Source organism: Acidobacterium sp. S8, from assembly GCF_009765985.1.
In the GTDB taxonomy this organism is placed as follows: domain Bacteria; phylum Acidobacteriota; class Terriglobia; order Terriglobales; family Acidobacteriaceae; genus Alloacidobacterium.
Window position 1 is genome coordinate 382,412 of sequence record NZ_LMUM01000028.1, and the last position, 14,615, is coordinate 397,026.

Genomic DNA, 14,615 nt, shown 5'->3' on the forward strand with positions numbered 1-14,615 from the left:
GCTTTCGAATCAGGATGCTCCATCGGAGTATTGATTGAGCAACTCGCCTCGCTCTGCGACCAAGTGGAGGCGATGGACATCTCGGGCGTCGCGGTCGATAGGGCTCAGCAACGCTGTAGCTATCTCACTAACGTCCATATCAGGCGAGGCGCGGTACCGGAAGACATACCTGATGGAGAGTTCGATCTGATTGTCTTTAGCGAGATTGGATATTATTTCGATGACTCTCACCTGTTCTCTCTTGTAGACCAACTCATCAGACACACCAACCCAGGTGGAACATTCATAGCGGTACATTGGCTCTGCTCGTCTCCAGATCATCTTTTAAGCGGGAATTGCGTTCACGAGATCATCTTGGGTGCAGAGGGGTTAGTCCTTGACTACTCAGAACGTCATGCGGACTTTCGCCTTGACCGGTGGCTGCGGCGATGAGTACGTGCCATGGCACGTTGCAATAGTGAAGGCGATTGTCCGCGCCCTGACCGTTCGATATCTTTCAGAGCAGCTTGTCCATGCAGATCCGTTGCCATAAAAGGAAGGGCAAACCTTTTTTGTACGAAAAACAGTCTCATTGTTGACGAGTGAATTCGTCGCCAATGTCTTCGGAAATCGTCACGTCTTGGTCGGATCATTGATGGAACACCTTTGGTCTTGTTGAAGAATGGGGAGTGGCAAACCGAGATCATGAAAGGAATGCGGTTGAGTCCAGATGATGTGATGGCAGTCGGCAGAACGAAGAACCTGAAATCAATACATGAGATCAAATACGCCATTCTTGAACGAAATGGCGCGATCAGTATCATTCATAATGATTAAGATCTACGAGAATGTTCACTCATTTATCATGGATGACCGTCAACTCTATAAAACGGTGGCCGATTGGTATGGATAAGGATCATCAGTGACGAGTGAGCATGAACATTTGGCAATCCGTCTCCCGGCGGATAAATTCTACTGAAGAACTTCAAAGGCGCGGTACAACGGCCTCAATCGGATATCTCAGAACGCCAAGACTATGCTGCGGTTTCAGCCCAGGGATCGATCACGATCTTTGTCACATTTTCCTTCTTGTCTCTCCACACCTTGTACATTTCAGGCGCCTGATCAAGCGTGATGCGATGGGAGATGATGTAACTTGGATCAATCTGGCCATTTTCGATTCGCTCAAGCAGAGGCTTCATATAATTGTGCATGTTAGTCTGGCCCATCTTCATAGTGATGCCTTTACCGAAGGCCGCGCCAAATGGCACCTTGTCGAGAAGACCGCCATAGACTCCCGGCACCGACAGCGTACCGCCCTTGCGGATAGCCTGGATAGCCTGCCGCAGCACGCTTGGCCGATCCGTCTCCATCAATAGAGCGACTTTGATTTTGTCGTAAGTTCCCTGCAGTTGTGCCGAATGCGCCTCTAGGCCGACGGCATCGATACAGGCGTCCGGGCCAATCCCGCCGGTCAAATCCTTGAGCGCAGTAAGAACACTGACATCTTCTTCTGAATAATCGACAGTGATTGCTCCCAGGCTTCGCGCCATTTCAAGACGCTCTGGCAACCGATCAATCGCGATGACCCTTGCGGCCCCGAGCATGAATGCGCTTGCGATAGCAAACTGACCCACGGGCCCACAGCCCCACACAGCGACCGTGTCCCCCGGCTGAATTTGGGCGTTCTCAGCCGCCATGTATCCGGTTGGGAATATATCGGAGAGAAAGAGCACTTTTTCATCTGGAAGGTCGTTCTCGATCTTCAATGGGCCAACGTTGGCAAATGGAACTCGTGCATACTGCGCCTGACCTCCGGCATAACCGCCCATCATGTGGGAATATCCGAACAGACCTGAGCCGGAATATCCATATGCCGCTTCCATCAAGTGCGCATTTGGATTGCTGTTGTCACATGCGGCCCAAATCTTCTTCTTGCAAAACAGACAATTTCCGCAAGCAATGGTGAATGGCACGACCACCCGGTCACCGCGACGCAGGTTGGTGACTTCCTTCCCCGCTTCTTCGACGATGCCCATGAATTCGTGCCCCAGGATGTCACCCGATTCCATGGTTGGAATGAAACCATCGTATAGGTGCAAGTCAGAGCCGCAGATGGCAGTTCGCGTGATCTTGATGATTGCGTCATGCGGGTTCAAGAGCTGCGGATCTTCTACGGTTAACGTCTCTACTTTGCTCTTTCCCATCCAACAAACAGCTTTCATGACTTCCCTCCGATTCGATTCTGAGAGATGTGTCGCGGCCTAACTTGTTTCAGTTCGATCCCGAAGGAATTGGAACTTTCTCGCCATAGGTCGACGCCTTCATCTTCCCGATTACGCCTCGATCTCCGTGAGGCTGATGCTTAGCTCTGGGAATTTCGCCGGTCTCCGCAAGAGCTTTGAAATGTCGCAGGTTCTCGATCACCGCTTGTTTGGGATTACGGCCTACGAACGTCTCCCACGCGCTAGTCAACTTACCCATGCGAAACTCTTGCAGTACCGTTACTATCGTCCCCCGACCTCCGGGAGCTTCTTCGAAAATCACCTCGCCCGCATTGTCCGATTCCCCGCCAATCGAGCGCCATGCGATTCGTCTACCGGGCTCATCCGCCAGAATCTCGCTATCCCATTCGATCGTCTTTTCGTCGGATTGCATTGTCCAGTGTGATATTCGTTCGCCCGTAGTCACCACCTGCGAGATCTGCTCCTGCCATGCCGGCGCGGCCTCGACGTCGTGCCACATCGCGTATAGCTCTTGGGCATCCGCCTGAACCAAGGCCGAGGTCCTCACCCACAGCTTGCCGTCTTTATCTTCCGGAGGAGGAAGATAACGTCCATCGAGAATTACGCCAGCAGCACTCGCTGCGGGAAGCTCCTCCGCGAAGGGTTTCTCATTTAAGGCAGGCGACATCGCAATCTCCTTTGCGCATCCGCACAACGCAATGTTTGGTTTCATCCGGGGGACTTACTCACGGACGTAATGACATAGACGCAGAAAGCTTCGTTCGCGTGGTCTGTATATTCAACCGCAGATCGGTTTAGTGTCCTTATTTCTCGGAGTTCGGTTTCGCCATCTTCTCGTGCATCGCGCCTTTGACAGTTCCAGGTACGACATTGGCCAGAACTCCCTCCAGCTTCGTTTTGAAGGATGCCGCGTAAACATGATCTTTTCCGGCCAACAAAGCATCGATACCTTGGCGAGCTACATCATCTGGCTGGCTTTCGGATTTACCCTTCTGTCCGACCTCGGTGTCGTCCATCCCCGCCCGATGGAAGAAATCGGTATCGGTAGGGCCTGGTTGAAGAGCGGTAACCGTGACGCCCGTATCTTTCAACTCGTACCTCAGGCTATGGGCAAACGAGAGAACAAATGCTTTCGTTGCAGCGTATACAGCTTCCCGTGGAGCTACCATTTCGCCTGCTATTGACGCGGTAAAAAGAATTCGGCCGGTATTTAACTCTGTCATCTGCCGCACCAGTGATTTTGCCAGCTGGACAGTCCCAACACAGTTGAGCTCGACCATGTTCAGTTCGGCATCGAGATCGGTCTCGGAAAATAGTCCTCCCACCCCGACACCCGCATTGATGCAAGCAATGTCGATTGGTCGACCAAGTGATTGCACCTGTGACCACAGCTGATCTACACCGTCCCGAGTTGCAAGATCGGCATTCACTTCAACGACTTGATGCCCGTGGCTGCGGATCTCAGCGGCGGCTCCGCTCAACCTTTCGCCTGCTGAAGCAATGACAACGTCATAGCCTCTGTGCGCCAATTCTTTCGCAAGCTCAAGACCAATTCCGCTCGATGCGCCTGTAACTAAAGCCAATCTATCTTCCATGACCTATACTCCTGCCACTTCATATGCGTGCGATCATTCCATGCAGTCTGATGCACACGCATCCTCAGAGGATTGTCAGGAAGGCAGCGGTCACACAAGCGAGATATCAAAGCCGTCCTCGTCCTCGCCCAAAAAGAAGGTAGATAATGATCACCGCGAGGATCAGGCTAAGGCCGCCACCGCCGTAGTATCCAACTCCGGGGCCCATGTAGTAGCCGCCACCGCCGAAGAGAACCAATAAGATGATGAGTATCACTATAAGAGGCATGCGCGAAAGTCTAGCACAGCGGTCCTTACAGCGTCGTCATGGGTTATGCAACACCAGCTTTCAGCCGTGACTTCTCTTCGCGACTCACTCGCCAGACCAATTCTTCGCATCGTAGCTAGCGTACGCAGCACGCAAACTAAAATTGAGGTTGCACATGTATCATCACGTCAAAAAATTGATGTACACCGTAAATATCGGAGAGCCAGACGTCAAATTCGGAAATATGTTGCTCGAGCAGTTCGGTGGCGCCAACGGTGAGTTAGCCGCTGCCATGCAATACACCATTCAGGGCTGGAACTGCGTGGACGATCTTGGTCGCCGCGACCTGTTGCTCGACATTGGGACCGAAGAACTTAGTCATCTTGAAGTCGTCGGCGCTCTGATTCGAATGCATTTGAAGCCGCTGAAGACAAACCGAGCAGCGGCGGAAGCAGACCCTCTCATAACCATTGCGGGCGGCGGTGGCGTGAACTTGTTCGATTCTATGGGTAACGCATGGACCGCGAATTATTTGAAAATCACAGGCGAGCTCGATGTTGATCTGCGCAGCAATATTGCGGCTGAGGCGCGGGCAAAGATTGTTTATGAACGTCTAATCGACCATACGGACGATCCAGGCTCGATTGACACGCTTCAGTTCTTGATGACAAGAGAGATCACGCACATGAAAGCTTTCCAAGCTGCACTGGACAGCATGGAGAAACAGCCGTTCTCGATCGGAATGCTGAAACCGACTCCTGGAATCGTAGATGAATACTTCAACGGGTCAACCGGGGATAGCGTCGAGGGAGATACGGATATGCACGGACCGTGGACGTCCTCCTTTGGGCTGCATCCTGTCGAATCCCAGATGGCCGGAGGGAGGGGACTTTCAGTTGGCGACATCAACGGGAAAATCGAAGGAGAAGATCGCGGAAAACAAGATGCTGCCCAGAAAGCCGTAACATCACCCGGAAGCGAAGCGATTGGCAAAGCGGGTACCGCAAATGGCGCTAAGAGCGCGACTTCGAAAAGACATTCCTAATCGAGGTCTAAAACTCGAGGAGAGGTGCGGGGTGACTCTTCCGCACCTCTCTTCGAATTTGCTATCTCTTCTTGCTTTGGCGATCGCTCTGTTGATTCGGGAGCAATTGATTTTGACATACCTCTTCTCTCCGATCATTGCATCGAATGGTCATTGAGGAGGCACATGCACGTCGAATCCGAAAGAGATGGTATTGTTCGCGTACGCGGCGCGCGCGAGCATAATCTCCATAACGTGAATGTGGACATCCCGCGAGACTCCCTGGTTGTCTTCACGGGCGTATCCGGTTCTGGCAAATCTTCACTTGCATTCGGAACGCTATACGCGGAGGCTCAGCGCCGATACCTCGAGTCTGTTTCCCCGTATGCACGTCGACTCTTCCACCAGCTCGCAGTGCCAGCCGTTGACTCCATTACCGGACTGCCGCCCGCGGTGGCGCTGCAGCAACAACGCGGCACGCCTACCACGCGTTCTTCTGTCGGCTCGGTCACGACGCTTTCTAACCTGCTGCGTATGCTCTACTCCCGTGCAGGAGATTATCCGCGCTACCAACCCCTGCTCTATGCGGAGTCTTTTTCCCCGAATACGGTCGAGGGCGCGTGTGCTAAGTGCCATGGACTGGGTCAGATTTATAAAGTGACAGAAAAATCGATGGTGCCGGATCCTTCGCTCACCATTCGAGAACGTGCTATTGCAGCGTGGCCCACGGCTTGGGGCGGTCAGAACCAGAGGGATATCCTTGTCTCGCTTGGTTATAACGTTGACGTTCCCTGGCGCGATCTCTCGAGAAAAGATCGCAACTGGATTCTCTTCAGCGAAGATCAGCCGCAAGTGGCGGTCTATGCGGGTTTCACGCCTGCGGAGACTCGCGACGCGATAAAACGCAAAGCGGAACCTAGCTATATGGGTACCTTTACGAGCGCAAAACGGTACGTTTTCACAACCTTCGCTGGTACTCAAAGTGCTCAAATGAAGAAGCGTGTCGCACAATTCATGCTTTCGGCAGAATGCGATGTCTGCCATGGGAAACGTCTTCGCCTCGAATCTCTTTCTGTTAAGTTTGCTGGCTATGACATCGCAGATATGTCGGCTCTCCCCTTGAAGCGACTGAACCAGCTATTTGCACCATTTCTTGCGGCTGGCGGTGAGGCGCATCGTGCGAATCCCGAGAAAAGGGAGGTCATCAAACGTATTTCAAGTGACGTCGCTGCCCGGCTAGCTGTCATGCTAAACCTCGGCCTTGGTTATCTGTCGCTCGAACGCAGCACACCTACACTTTCGCCGGGCGAACTTCAGCGTCTTCGGCTTGCCACTCAGTTGCATTCAAATCTCTTTGGTGTGGTTTACGTTCTTGACGAACCATCGGCGGGTCTACACCCCGCCGACACGAAATCTCTCCTTGATGCTCTTGACGCACTCAAGCATTCAGGCAATTCTTTGTTCGTCGTGGAACATGAGCTTGACGTTATTCGACGAGCCGATTGGATCATCGATGTGGGTCCTGGAGCCGGCCCCGCCGGCGGCGAAATCCTCTACTCCGGTCCGCCCGCAGGACTCGCATCCGTCACGGCATCGCAAACCCGCCGCTATCTCTTTCCCAATAAGGTTTCTAAGGTTCTATCGCCGCGCCGACCGAAGGGATGGCTAAAACTGAGCGGTATCACACGTAATAACCTGAATTCACTTGCGGCGCAGATTCCGCTCGGTGTCTTTACTTCGGTGACCGGCGTTTCCGGCTCCGGGAAATCCACGCTCATCAGCCAGGTATTGGTCGAGCTTGTCGCGGACCATCTCGGGCAGAAGATTGAACGCGACGAAGAGGAATCCGAAACTCTTGAACGAGCCGTCATTTCTCCCACAGGGAGGGTCGAATCTGGCATAGAGCACATTCGTCGATTGGTGGTCGTAGACCAAAAACCTATTGGACGCACTCCCCGTTCCAACTTGGCTACGTATACTAGCCTCTTCGATCACGTCCGTAAGTTGTTTGCTGCCACAGCGCTTGCGCGTTCCCGCAGGTACGACGCAGGTCGTTTTTCCTTCAATGTGCCTAACGGTCGCTGTGCCACGTGTGCCGGAGAAGGATTTGTCTGCGTCGAACTTTTGTTTCTGCCAAGCATCTATAGCCCATGCCCAACGTGTCAAGGGGCGCGATTCAATGCAAAAACCCTTGAAGTCCGTTATCGGGATAAAACAATCGCCGACGTTCTGGCCCTTACCGTCGACGCCGCTGCAGACTTCTTTACGAAAGACGTTCAAGTGGCTCGCGCACTTGCGGTTTTGCAAGAGGTAGGTCTTGGGTACCTCCGGCTAGGACAGCCAGCTACGGAACTCTCTGGAGGTGAGGCGCAACGCGTAAAGCTTGCTACTGAGTTACAACGAACTCAACGCGGTAACACTCTTTATGTGCTCGACGAGCCGACTACTGGCCTCCATCCTTCTGACGTTGAACGTCTCCACCGTCAGCTCCAAAAGCTGGTCGATGCCGGTAACACGGTTGTGGTCGTCGAGCACGATATGCAAATTATCTCCGCCAGCGACTGGATAATCGACATTGGTCCCGGTGCTGGTGACGAAGGCGGTCGAGTCGTAGTGGCAGGTCCTCCGACTTTAATCGCTCAAACGAAGAACAGTAAAACAGCACCCTTCTTAGCAGCTTTGTCGTGATCGGGTCGGCGTTGGAGGCTGGCAAATAGGTCGGTCACCGAAGCGGGTGCGCGCTGAAGTATAGATAGGACGTAGAGGCTAGCAATGTTGTTAGCCCAACATAGGCGGCCTGGCTTTTTTACTTCGCAGTTGCTAGAGGTGCAATCTTCCACGGAAGATTGGACTCCGAACCAGACGGAGGAGCGGCGTCATATCTCCTAAGCAGGGATCAGCAACAAAAATGGCATGAAATCTCGAAAACATGCCCAGACGCGTCCTTCGCCGGCGCCTGTGGCACTGCTCTTAATTGACATCCTAACCACCTTTCAATTTCCGGATGGAGACGCAATCCTAAAAGGCGCGCTTCAAATACGTAATGCGATAGTGAAACTGAAAATGCGTGCGCGTGCACTCGACATACCGGTTTTGTATGTAAATGACAATTTCGGCGACTGGCGCAGCGAGAAGGAGGTTCTCATGGGACGATGTCTAGAAGCGAAAGGCGGCGAATTTGTACGGCCTCTGCTGCCGGATAGCGAAGACTACTTCGTCCTGAAACCGCTGCACTCGGCGTTCTACATGACTCCGCTCGAGGTATTGCTGCGGCATCTTCAGGTAGAGACGTTGATTCTGAGTGGGTTGACATCCAACAGTTGCCTGACCGTTACAGCCCATGACGCGAACATGCGAGGCTTTGAGATCTACATTCCACCGGACTGCTCGTGTGCGCGCAGTGACGAAGAACACAGACAGGCGCTAGCTCAGTTGGAAGCAACGGCGGGAGCGAATCTTGGACGATCGACTTCTTTGAAATTGCCGAAGCTCATTCGGTAAGAGCATCTGTAGCAGTACTTACGCGGGTACGAATCACCGGCCAACCTATGGATCTGACTCGGCCATCCAAAAGCGCGTCATCGTCATCGGTCTGAAGTCCACATCATCGGGGCAAATTATCAGTGGAAGGCTACGCATGCGACCCCAGAAAGCATCACACGAGAGCCGCATCTCGTGCATGTTCCGATTCGGATGGATACCATGCTTTTTGTCTCGATGACATTAACTACAAATCTGCGGGGACGATTGAGCTTCTGGTTGGCGATACTGTCGTTTGCGCTTTGTCTAGTAAGCTGCAAAAAGGTCACTCAAGTCGTACAGCCGCCCGCCAGCAACGGCGGCCAGATGCGGCCGTATGGTTCTCAACTGGAAGCGGACGACGGCCAGTGGGTCCGAGCGACCAAAGACTACGCCAACACCCGTTACAGCACCTTGGACCAGATCAACACCGCAAACGTGGGTGCTCTTAAGGTGGCCTGGACCTTCGATACCGGCGTCGCGCGCGGCCAGGAAGCCGCACCCATCGTCGCCGGCAATACGATGTACGTTGTCGCGCCGTGGCCGAACACACTCTTTGCTTTAGATCTGACCAAACCGGGCGCCACTTTGAAGTGGAAGTTCGAGCCTAACCCTTCACCAGCAGCGAAGGGAGAGGCATGCTGTGACTGGGTGAACCGTGGCGCGGTGTTCGATTCGGGAAAGATTTTCTACAATACCTTGGACGGCTATACAGTTGCCGTCGATGCGAACACAGGAAAGCTTGCTTGGCGTACCCACTTGGCCGACATCAGCAAGGGGAGACCATCACCATGGCGCCGACAGTAGTCCATGGCAAAGTGCTGGTTGGGGACAGCGGAGGTGAGTTCGGCGTCCGCGGTTGGCTCGCGGCGCTGGACGCGAACAGCGGCAAGCTCATCTGGCAGGCCTACAAAACAGGTCCGGACAAGGACGTCCTGATCGGGGACCGGTTCAAACCGTTCTACGCCAGCGATAAAGGAACAGATCTTGGAGTAAAGACCTGGCCCCCCGATGCCTGGCGCGTTGGAGGCTTCCTGGGATTGGCTACGTTCTTGCCGTCATTCTTTTACTCGCAGTTTCATGTCTCGAAAGTACAGGCCGGCAGCCTGACCGTCCTTGCGACACTTACCGGTTCTCTTACCCGGATACTGGGTGGATGGTTTGCTGACCGCATCGGTGGAATCACTACGCTTTCCGTTGTGTTCCTGTTGGCTATCGCCGGATTATTTGGACTCATGAGCACGCCTTCGCTGATCCTGACTACGCTTCTCTTTATGCTCTGCTTTGCCGCTCTTGGCGCGGGCAATGGCGCGACCTTTCAGCTTGTACCTCTACGCTGGCCGCTGACGACTGCCGTAGCTGGCGGCATGATCGGCGAAATCGGCGCTCTTGGAGGCGGCATTCTCCCCAATTTGCTTGGCCAGTCCAAACAACATACCGGTTCTTATCGCTCAGGTCTCCTGCTCTATGCAATGCTGGCGGTTGCCGTGCTTGTCATGATGAGGATCGCCGCACGTTCATGGACCAGAGCCTGGGTAGGTTCCGGCGGGCGAGTGAATGGAGAATTATCGGCATTCCATTCAGAAATGGTACCTAGCGAAAAGTCCGTTATGGAAATCGCCACTTAGTCGCGTAGTGAGCGGTAATCGCAGGTGTATGAGTATCGGTAAAGGCGACGACTCTATCTTGACTGCTCATGTTCATGCAGACCAGGCAAGCTCATCTTTGAGTCTCCTCGTCCTGGCATTTCTTGCAGAAGAGAGGCCAGCCAATATATTTCCGCCTGCCTTCCTCTGTCACCACCCAAGGTCGCAACTCCCATGGAGGCCGATGCCTGACATGTTGTGTGTGACCGCACGATAGGGTCGCAATCCAGTCTCCAAGCTCATCTTGATGAAAGCCGACGATGCTTCGAAATTGTTGTGAGTCAGTCATCATCCTCCAGCATGATCTTGGCTTATAGACCTCAATTGCCAGCGTAGTAGTCGTTGGGGCCTTGATCGATCTCATTTGTAAATATTTTGTCCACGCCAACTAACATTTGCCGATCTGTATGCTCACCGTAGATGCACAGAGTGTCTGAGACGGGCCGCAGTCCTGGTGCTTCCGATAGGTCGTACAAGCAGTGTTTCCGCACATCTCTTGTCGTGATCACGGAGACTACGGCATCAACCATACATTCTTTCCTCTCGTGGATGGTGTGAGATCTCTCCGTTGCGAAAACCCGACTCCTCTGTCAGCGCGATTTTGCGTTCTTTCGCCTGGCGTCCAAAGGGCATGCGAATCCGCAGGACTCTTTCGCGCGCACGCTCATCTTCAAGGTTCTTGGTTCTGGCGTGCAGCAGATCGTTGAGTGCTACCATGCCGACAATCTTCCCGTCGCCCCGAGGGTCGAGGACAGGAAAACGCGTAAAGCCCGAATCGGCCATTCGATTGACGACCGTCCGGAGAGGTTCGTCCGAGAAGGCTACCTGGGGATTCTTTGTCGCAATTTCGAAAAGCCTGACGCCGGCAACCCGGTCCAGCATGCGTTGATTGCTTGCTCACTCCGCAAGGCCGAGGCGTTCAGTTCGCATCTGGATGTAAAGCCCTCGGGTTTCTGCCGCCGTAGGCGAGCCGACTATCCGCTGCATTCCGTAATTAGGCGTATATGTATATAAGGTTAGCGAGGGACAGCCGAGCGAAGCCCCCGCATTGAAACTAATTAGCCTAGTGTGGTGCCGGGAGTGGGAGTTGAACCCCCACGAAGTTGCCTTCGACGGATTTTGAGTTTCCTGCCCAGCCCTAAGTACCTGAATGACCGTAATTTAGCGCAATCTGCCGCAAGCATTCAGAGTTGACGTGTGTACGGCTACTGTCCGGAATGTGGCTACAAGCGTTCTGTTTTCTGCTGTTTGCAGCTGGTTTATTTCGCTATTCGCAGTCCTTGAAATCAATCGCCCCTTCAGGAGAATCGCGAGAGAAACGGCCAACATATTTGCAAGAAGTGGTGTCTCTCTACCACTGCCGTGAAGAGCAAAGAAACTCCAAGTCAACCAGCCGAACATACGAACCAGATGATGTCGCCCTCTCCGCGTAGTAGACACCCACTGCTGTCGGCAATACTCATCGCCTTTTTGCGCAGAATCTTAAAGGCCCAATCGGCCTATAGTGTGCTCTTCTGTTGATGCGCGCATCGAGCAATAGCCGATGGTCGGAGCGCACATTTGGCGAAGAGGTTCGTTTGCCTCACAAGAACCAGATCCGCTCGAACTCATCTGCAGGCACTGGAGGGCTGTAAAGATAGCCCTGGAAGCAATCGCAGCCGAGCCCGATAAGAAAATCCCGTTGCTCCTCAGTCTCTACGCCCTCGGCGATCACAGAAAATCCCATCGAGTGCCCCATGGAGATGATGGCCTGGGCGATGGCGCCGCTCGGTCCGTCCACCAGGATGTCCTTTACAAACGCACGATCGATCTTCAACTGGTCCAGAGGCAGGCTTTTCAGATAAGCGAGAGACGAGTAGCCAGTTCCAAAATCGTCGACGGAGAATTGCAACCCATGCGACTTCAGTTCGGTCATCTTGGCGACCGCATCCTGGAAGTCTTTCACTAGCGAGGTCTCCATGAGTTCGAGCTTGATGATTGCCGGATTTGCTCCAGTCTGGGCGATGGTTTCAAGAACATGAGCCACAAAATCGAGCTGGCTAAACTGCTTCCCACTGATATTCACGGCAACAGGAGCATCGCCCGACCGATTCTTGCCCGCCCAGGCCGCAACGTGCTCACACGCATTCCAGAAAGCCCAATGGCTCAAGGGAAGAATCAGCCCGGTCTCTTCCGCCAAGCCAATGAAGGCGTCGGGAAGCAAAACACCGTACTGAGGATGGTTCCAGCGGATCAGGGCTTCGGAGCCAATGAGTCGACCGCCCCTGACTTGGGGTTGAAAATACAGCTCGAACTCCTCCGCCTTGATGGCTTTGTGCAGTTCATTCTCCAAAAGGACGCGAGCATTCACGTTCGCCTGCAGTTCAGGAGAAAAGAACCGGATGGTGTTCCGCCCTGCCTCTTTGGCCTTCGACATGGCGATTTCGCCCTGCTGCAACGCTTCCAATTCGCCCTTAAGGTCAGCTCCAAACACAGTGATTCCGATGCTGATAGAAAAATGGCACTCGCGCTCGCCCACCAGATACGGGAGGGCCGCAGCAGCAAGGATTCGCTCGCTAACTTGTTTAGCCTGCTCGGCGACGTGCTCCGCAGTACGGCCCACGTTCTCAAGCACAATGGCGAATTCGTCTCCACCCAAGCGCGCAACCGTGCCCTCTCCGCGAACACAGGCCGCCAACCGCTGTGCGGCCTCCTGCAGCAACAGATCTCCGGCACGATGGCCAAACGCATCGTTGAGAGATTTGAAGTTATCCAGATCTATGAATAGCAGAGCGCGTACGCGAGAATCGGCATTATGGGTCTGTTCCAAGAGGTCCAGGAGCGACCGCCGATTCGGCAAATGGGTCAAGGGATCGTAGAAGGCAAGATCCTTGATCATCTTCACAGCATCCTTGGCTTCTGATAGATCCCTGATGACAACCAAAACATGAGGAATGCCCGCGAATTCAATTACCGACGCGGACACCAACCCCCAATATGTATCTCCGTTCTTTCTTCTGAAAAGTACCTCAACATCGCGGATGCTGGAGTTGCGGAGCAACTCATCTACGATGCCTGAGCGCTCAGAGGGATTGGTCCAGAGGCCCAGTTCCACCGTGGTTCTCCCAATCGTTTCGTCGCGTTGGAAGCCCATCAAATCCAGAAACGTCTTGTTCACGTCCACGATCTTGCCGTCTCTCAAACGGCTGATAGCCAGGGCATCCAGACTCGTTTGAAAGACAGTCCTGTGGCGGACCTCGCTCGCCTGCAGTTCCTTCGAAGCCGTGGCCAGATGCTCCTCAGCGGATCTGCGGGCGGTGATGTCTTCGACGAAGGTCACCAGGTGCAGAGGTTGTCCCTTGCCATCCCTCTGAACCGAAATAGTTAGCCTCACCCATATAAGACTCCCATCTTTACGGACGTATAGTTTTTCAAAGTTCCTTTCGTCTATGTCGCCGGCCTCGAATTCATTCAGAAGTTCATTGCTCTCGGAGAGATACTCTGGCGACGTGAACTGTTGAATCATCATGCCGACAACTTCGTCGGGAGAATAGCCGAGGATCTCGGCGAAGCGCATGTTGCATCGCAGTATTCGACCTTCAAAAGAGACATGAACGATGCCGACGGCAGCTTGTTCGAAAGTCGCGCGAAAGCGCTCCTCGCTATCACGGAGCTTCATCTCAGCGCGATTCCGTTCAGTGGTGTCGCGGACGAAGGCACTCGAGAGCCGCCGTCCACCGACCTTCGTGTGGGAAATTGAGACCTCACTGGGAAACACTTGGCCGTCGGCACGTAGCCATGTGAGCGCCAGGATTGGAGCTGGCATTGCCCCATTTGTCATGTTTGATTTTTCGACTATCGCCATCAGGCCTGCGTGATGAGCCCGAGCAGACTCAGGCACCAGGCGATCCAGTTTCTGCCCAATCATCTCGACCACTGAATACCCAAACATCTGTTCCGCAGAATGGTTGAAAGAGACAATACTATGCTGCTCATCCAAAGTGATGATGGCGTCCTGTGAGGAATCGAAGATGGCGCGCAGCCGATTTTCGACGTCTCTCCTCATCCTGCGTTGAAGGAGCAGGCCCGCAATCAACAGCGCCTGCACGAAGATCACAGACAGTGCCACGACAACATAGTTTTTGTACGATTCCCAGAGAGTGGGGGGCCTATTCAGGAAGACAGTCCCAGGGGGAAGATTCCGTTCGTTCAGTTTCCAGTATTTGAATGCCGACCAATCAACTTGGCCCTGGAGATTGGTGACGCGGGCGACAGGAATATCGTTGGGGCTTTCACCAGACAAGATGCGTGCCGCTGTACCGGCCACCGACTCAGCCAGCTTGAGGCTGTCTTCGTACACTCCGCCAATACAACCATGGT

General features: G+C 53.7%; 14 protein-coding genes. 7 read left to right on the forward strand and 7 right to left on the reverse strand.

What is annotated here, in order from left to right:
* Together GSQ86_RS13370 and GSQ86_RS23515 are read left to right on the forward strand one after the other, a co-directional pair.
* On the forward strand, positions 1 to 432 hold a 432-nt coding region (locus GSQ86_RS13370; RefSeq protein WP_216841145.1), incomplete at its 5' end, for a bifunctional 2-polyprenyl-6-hydroxyphenol methylase/3-demethylubiquinol 3-O-methyltransferase UbiG.
* Between the two features lie 153 nt (positions 433 to 585).
* On the forward strand, positions 586 to 816 hold the full coding sequence (locus GSQ86_RS23515) for a YetF domain-containing protein (protein ID WP_158750469.1): 231 nt from the start codon (positions 586 to 588) through the stop codon (positions 814 to 816).
* Positions 817 to 1,013: 197 nt separating this feature from the next.
* Here the strand turns inward: GSQ86_RS23515 and GSQ86_RS13380 are convergent, their stop codons facing one another.
* The 4 genes from GSQ86_RS13380 to GSQ86_RS13395 all read right to left on the reverse strand — a co-directional run bounded on the left by GSQ86_RS13380 (position 1,014) and on the right by GSQ86_RS13395 (position 4,088).
* The gene (locus GSQ86_RS13380) at positions 1,014 to 2,204 is read right to left on the reverse strand and encodes a zinc-dependent alcohol dehydrogenase (RefSeq protein ID WP_158750432.1); all 1,191 of its coding nucleotides are present in this window, start codon (positions 2,202 to 2,204) and stop codon (positions 1,014 to 1,016) included.
* Positions 2,205 to 2,253: 49 nt separating this feature from the next.
* Positions 2,254 to 2,892 carry an SRPBCC family protein gene (locus GSQ86_RS13385; RefSeq protein ID WP_158750433.1) on the reverse strand — a complete coding sequence of 213 codons (639 nt, stop codon included), beginning with the start codon at positions 2,890 to 2,892 and terminating at the stop codon, positions 2,254 to 2,256.
* Positions 2,893 to 3,028: 136 nt separating this feature from the next.
* The gene (locus GSQ86_RS13390; RefSeq protein WP_158750434.1) at positions 3,029 to 3,820 is read right to left on the reverse strand and encodes an SDR family oxidoreductase; all 792 of its coding nucleotides are present in this window, start codon (positions 3,818 to 3,820) and stop codon (positions 3,029 to 3,031) included.
* 106 nt (positions 3,821 to 3,926) lie between these two features.
* Positions 3,927 to 4,088, reverse strand: a complete 162-nt coding sequence (locus GSQ86_RS13395) for a DUF3309 domain-containing protein (RefSeq protein ID WP_158750435.1) — start codon at positions 4,086 to 4,088, stop codon at positions 3,927 to 3,929.
* Positions 4,089 to 4,242: 154 nt separating this feature from the next.
* Between GSQ86_RS13395 and GSQ86_RS13400 the strand changes: the two genes are divergently transcribed.
* From GSQ86_RS13400 to GSQ86_RS23520, 5 genes are all read left to right on the forward strand, one after another.
* Positions 4,243 to 5,112, forward strand: coding sequence for a manganese catalase family protein (locus GSQ86_RS13400; RefSeq protein WP_158750436.1), 870 nt, complete (start codon positions 4,243 to 4,245; stop codon positions 5,110 to 5,112).
* A gap of 165 nt (positions 5,113 to 5,277) precedes the next feature.
* Entirely contained in the window at positions 5,278 to 7,779 is a 2,502-nt protein-coding gene (locus GSQ86_RS13405; protein WP_158750437.1) for an excinuclease ABC subunit UvrA, read from the forward strand.
* Between the two features lie 225 nt (positions 7,780 to 8,004).
* A complete protein-coding gene (locus GSQ86_RS13410; RefSeq protein WP_158750438.1) occupies positions 8,005 to 8,592 on the forward strand; it encodes a cysteine hydrolase family protein in 588 nt (195 codons plus the stop codon).
* 201 nt (positions 8,593 to 8,793) lie between these two features.
* Positions 8,794 to 9,417 carry a PQQ-binding-like beta-propeller repeat protein gene (locus tag GSQ86_RS23090; protein WP_216841146.1) on the forward strand — a complete coding sequence of 208 codons (624 nt, stop codon included), beginning with the start codon at positions 8,794 to 8,796 and terminating at the stop codon, positions 9,415 to 9,417.
* A complete protein-coding gene (locus GSQ86_RS23520) occupies positions 9,402 to 10,238 on the forward strand; it encodes a nitrate/nitrite transporter (protein ID WP_254062360.1) in 837 nt (278 codons plus the stop codon). Before GSQ86_RS23090 ends, GSQ86_RS23520 begins: the two co-directional genes overlap by 16 nt.
* A 91-nt stretch (positions 10,239 to 10,329) precedes the next feature.
* On the opposite strand, the gene GSQ86_RS13420 is transcribed toward GSQ86_RS23520, so the two are convergent.
* The 3 genes from GSQ86_RS13420 to GSQ86_RS13430 all read right to left on the reverse strand — a co-directional run.
* Positions 10,330 to 10,620, reverse strand: coding sequence for a DUF3565 domain-containing protein (locus GSQ86_RS13420; RefSeq protein ID WP_371720651.1), 291 nt, complete (start codon positions 10,618 to 10,620; stop codon positions 10,330 to 10,332).
* A gap of 158 nt (positions 10,621 to 10,778) precedes the next feature.
* A complete protein-coding gene (locus GSQ86_RS13425) occupies positions 10,779 to 11,138 on the reverse strand; it encodes a CBS domain-containing protein (RefSeq protein ID WP_158750439.1) in 360 nt (119 codons plus the stop codon).
* 700 nt (positions 11,139 to 11,838) lie between these two features.
* Positions 11,839 to 14,615, reverse strand: a 2,777-nt coding sequence (locus GSQ86_RS13430; protein WP_158750440.1) for a PAS domain S-box protein, incomplete at its 5' end; no start/stop codon positions are given.

What these genes read in the sequence shown, in the direction of transcription:
- GSQ86_RS13380 (WP_158750432.1), bottom strand. Translation starts at nt 2,204, where the DNA reads ATGAAAGCTGTTTGTTGGATGGGAAAGAGCAAAGTAGAGACGTTAACC.
- GSQ86_RS13395 (WP_158750435.1), bottom strand. Translation starts at nt 4,088, where the DNA reads ATGCCTCTTATAGTGATACTCATCATCTTATTGGTTCTCTTCGGCGGT.
- GSQ86_RS13385 (WP_158750433.1), bottom strand. Translation starts at nt 2,892, where the DNA reads ATGTCGCCTGCCTTAAATGAGAAACCCTTCGCGGAGGAGCTTCCCGCA.
- GSQ86_RS13410 (WP_158750438.1), top strand. Translation starts at nt 8,005, where the DNA reads ATGAAATCTCGAAAACATGCCCAGACGCGTCCTTCGCCGGCGCCTGTG.
- GSQ86_RS23520 (WP_254062360.1), top strand. Translation starts at nt 9,402, where the DNA reads ATGGCGCCGACAGTAGTCCATGGCAAAGTGCTGGTTGGGGACAGCGGA.
- GSQ86_RS13425 (WP_158750439.1), bottom strand. Translation starts at nt 11,138, where the DNA reads ATGCTGGACCGGGTTGCCGGCGTCAGGCTTTTCGAAATTGCGACAAAG.
- GSQ86_RS13405 (WP_158750437.1), top strand. Translation starts at nt 5,278, where the DNA reads ATGCACGTCGAATCCGAAAGAGATGGTATTGTTCGCGTACGCGGCGCG.
- GSQ86_RS13420 (WP_371720651.1), bottom strand. Translation starts at nt 10,620, where the DNA reads ATGAGATCGATCAAGGCCCCAACGACTACTACGCTGGCAATTGAGGTC.
- GSQ86_RS23090 (WP_216841146.1), top strand. Translation starts at nt 8,794, where the DNA reads ATGCTTTTTGTCTCGATGACATTAACTACAAATCTGCGGGGACGATTG.
- GSQ86_RS13400 (WP_158750436.1), top strand. Translation starts at nt 4,243, where the DNA reads ATGTATCATCACGTCAAAAAATTGATGTACACCGTAAATATCGGAGAG.
- GSQ86_RS13390 (WP_158750434.1), bottom strand. Translation starts at nt 3,820, where the DNA reads ATGGAAGATAGATTGGCTTTAGTTACAGGCGCATCGAGCGGAATTGGT.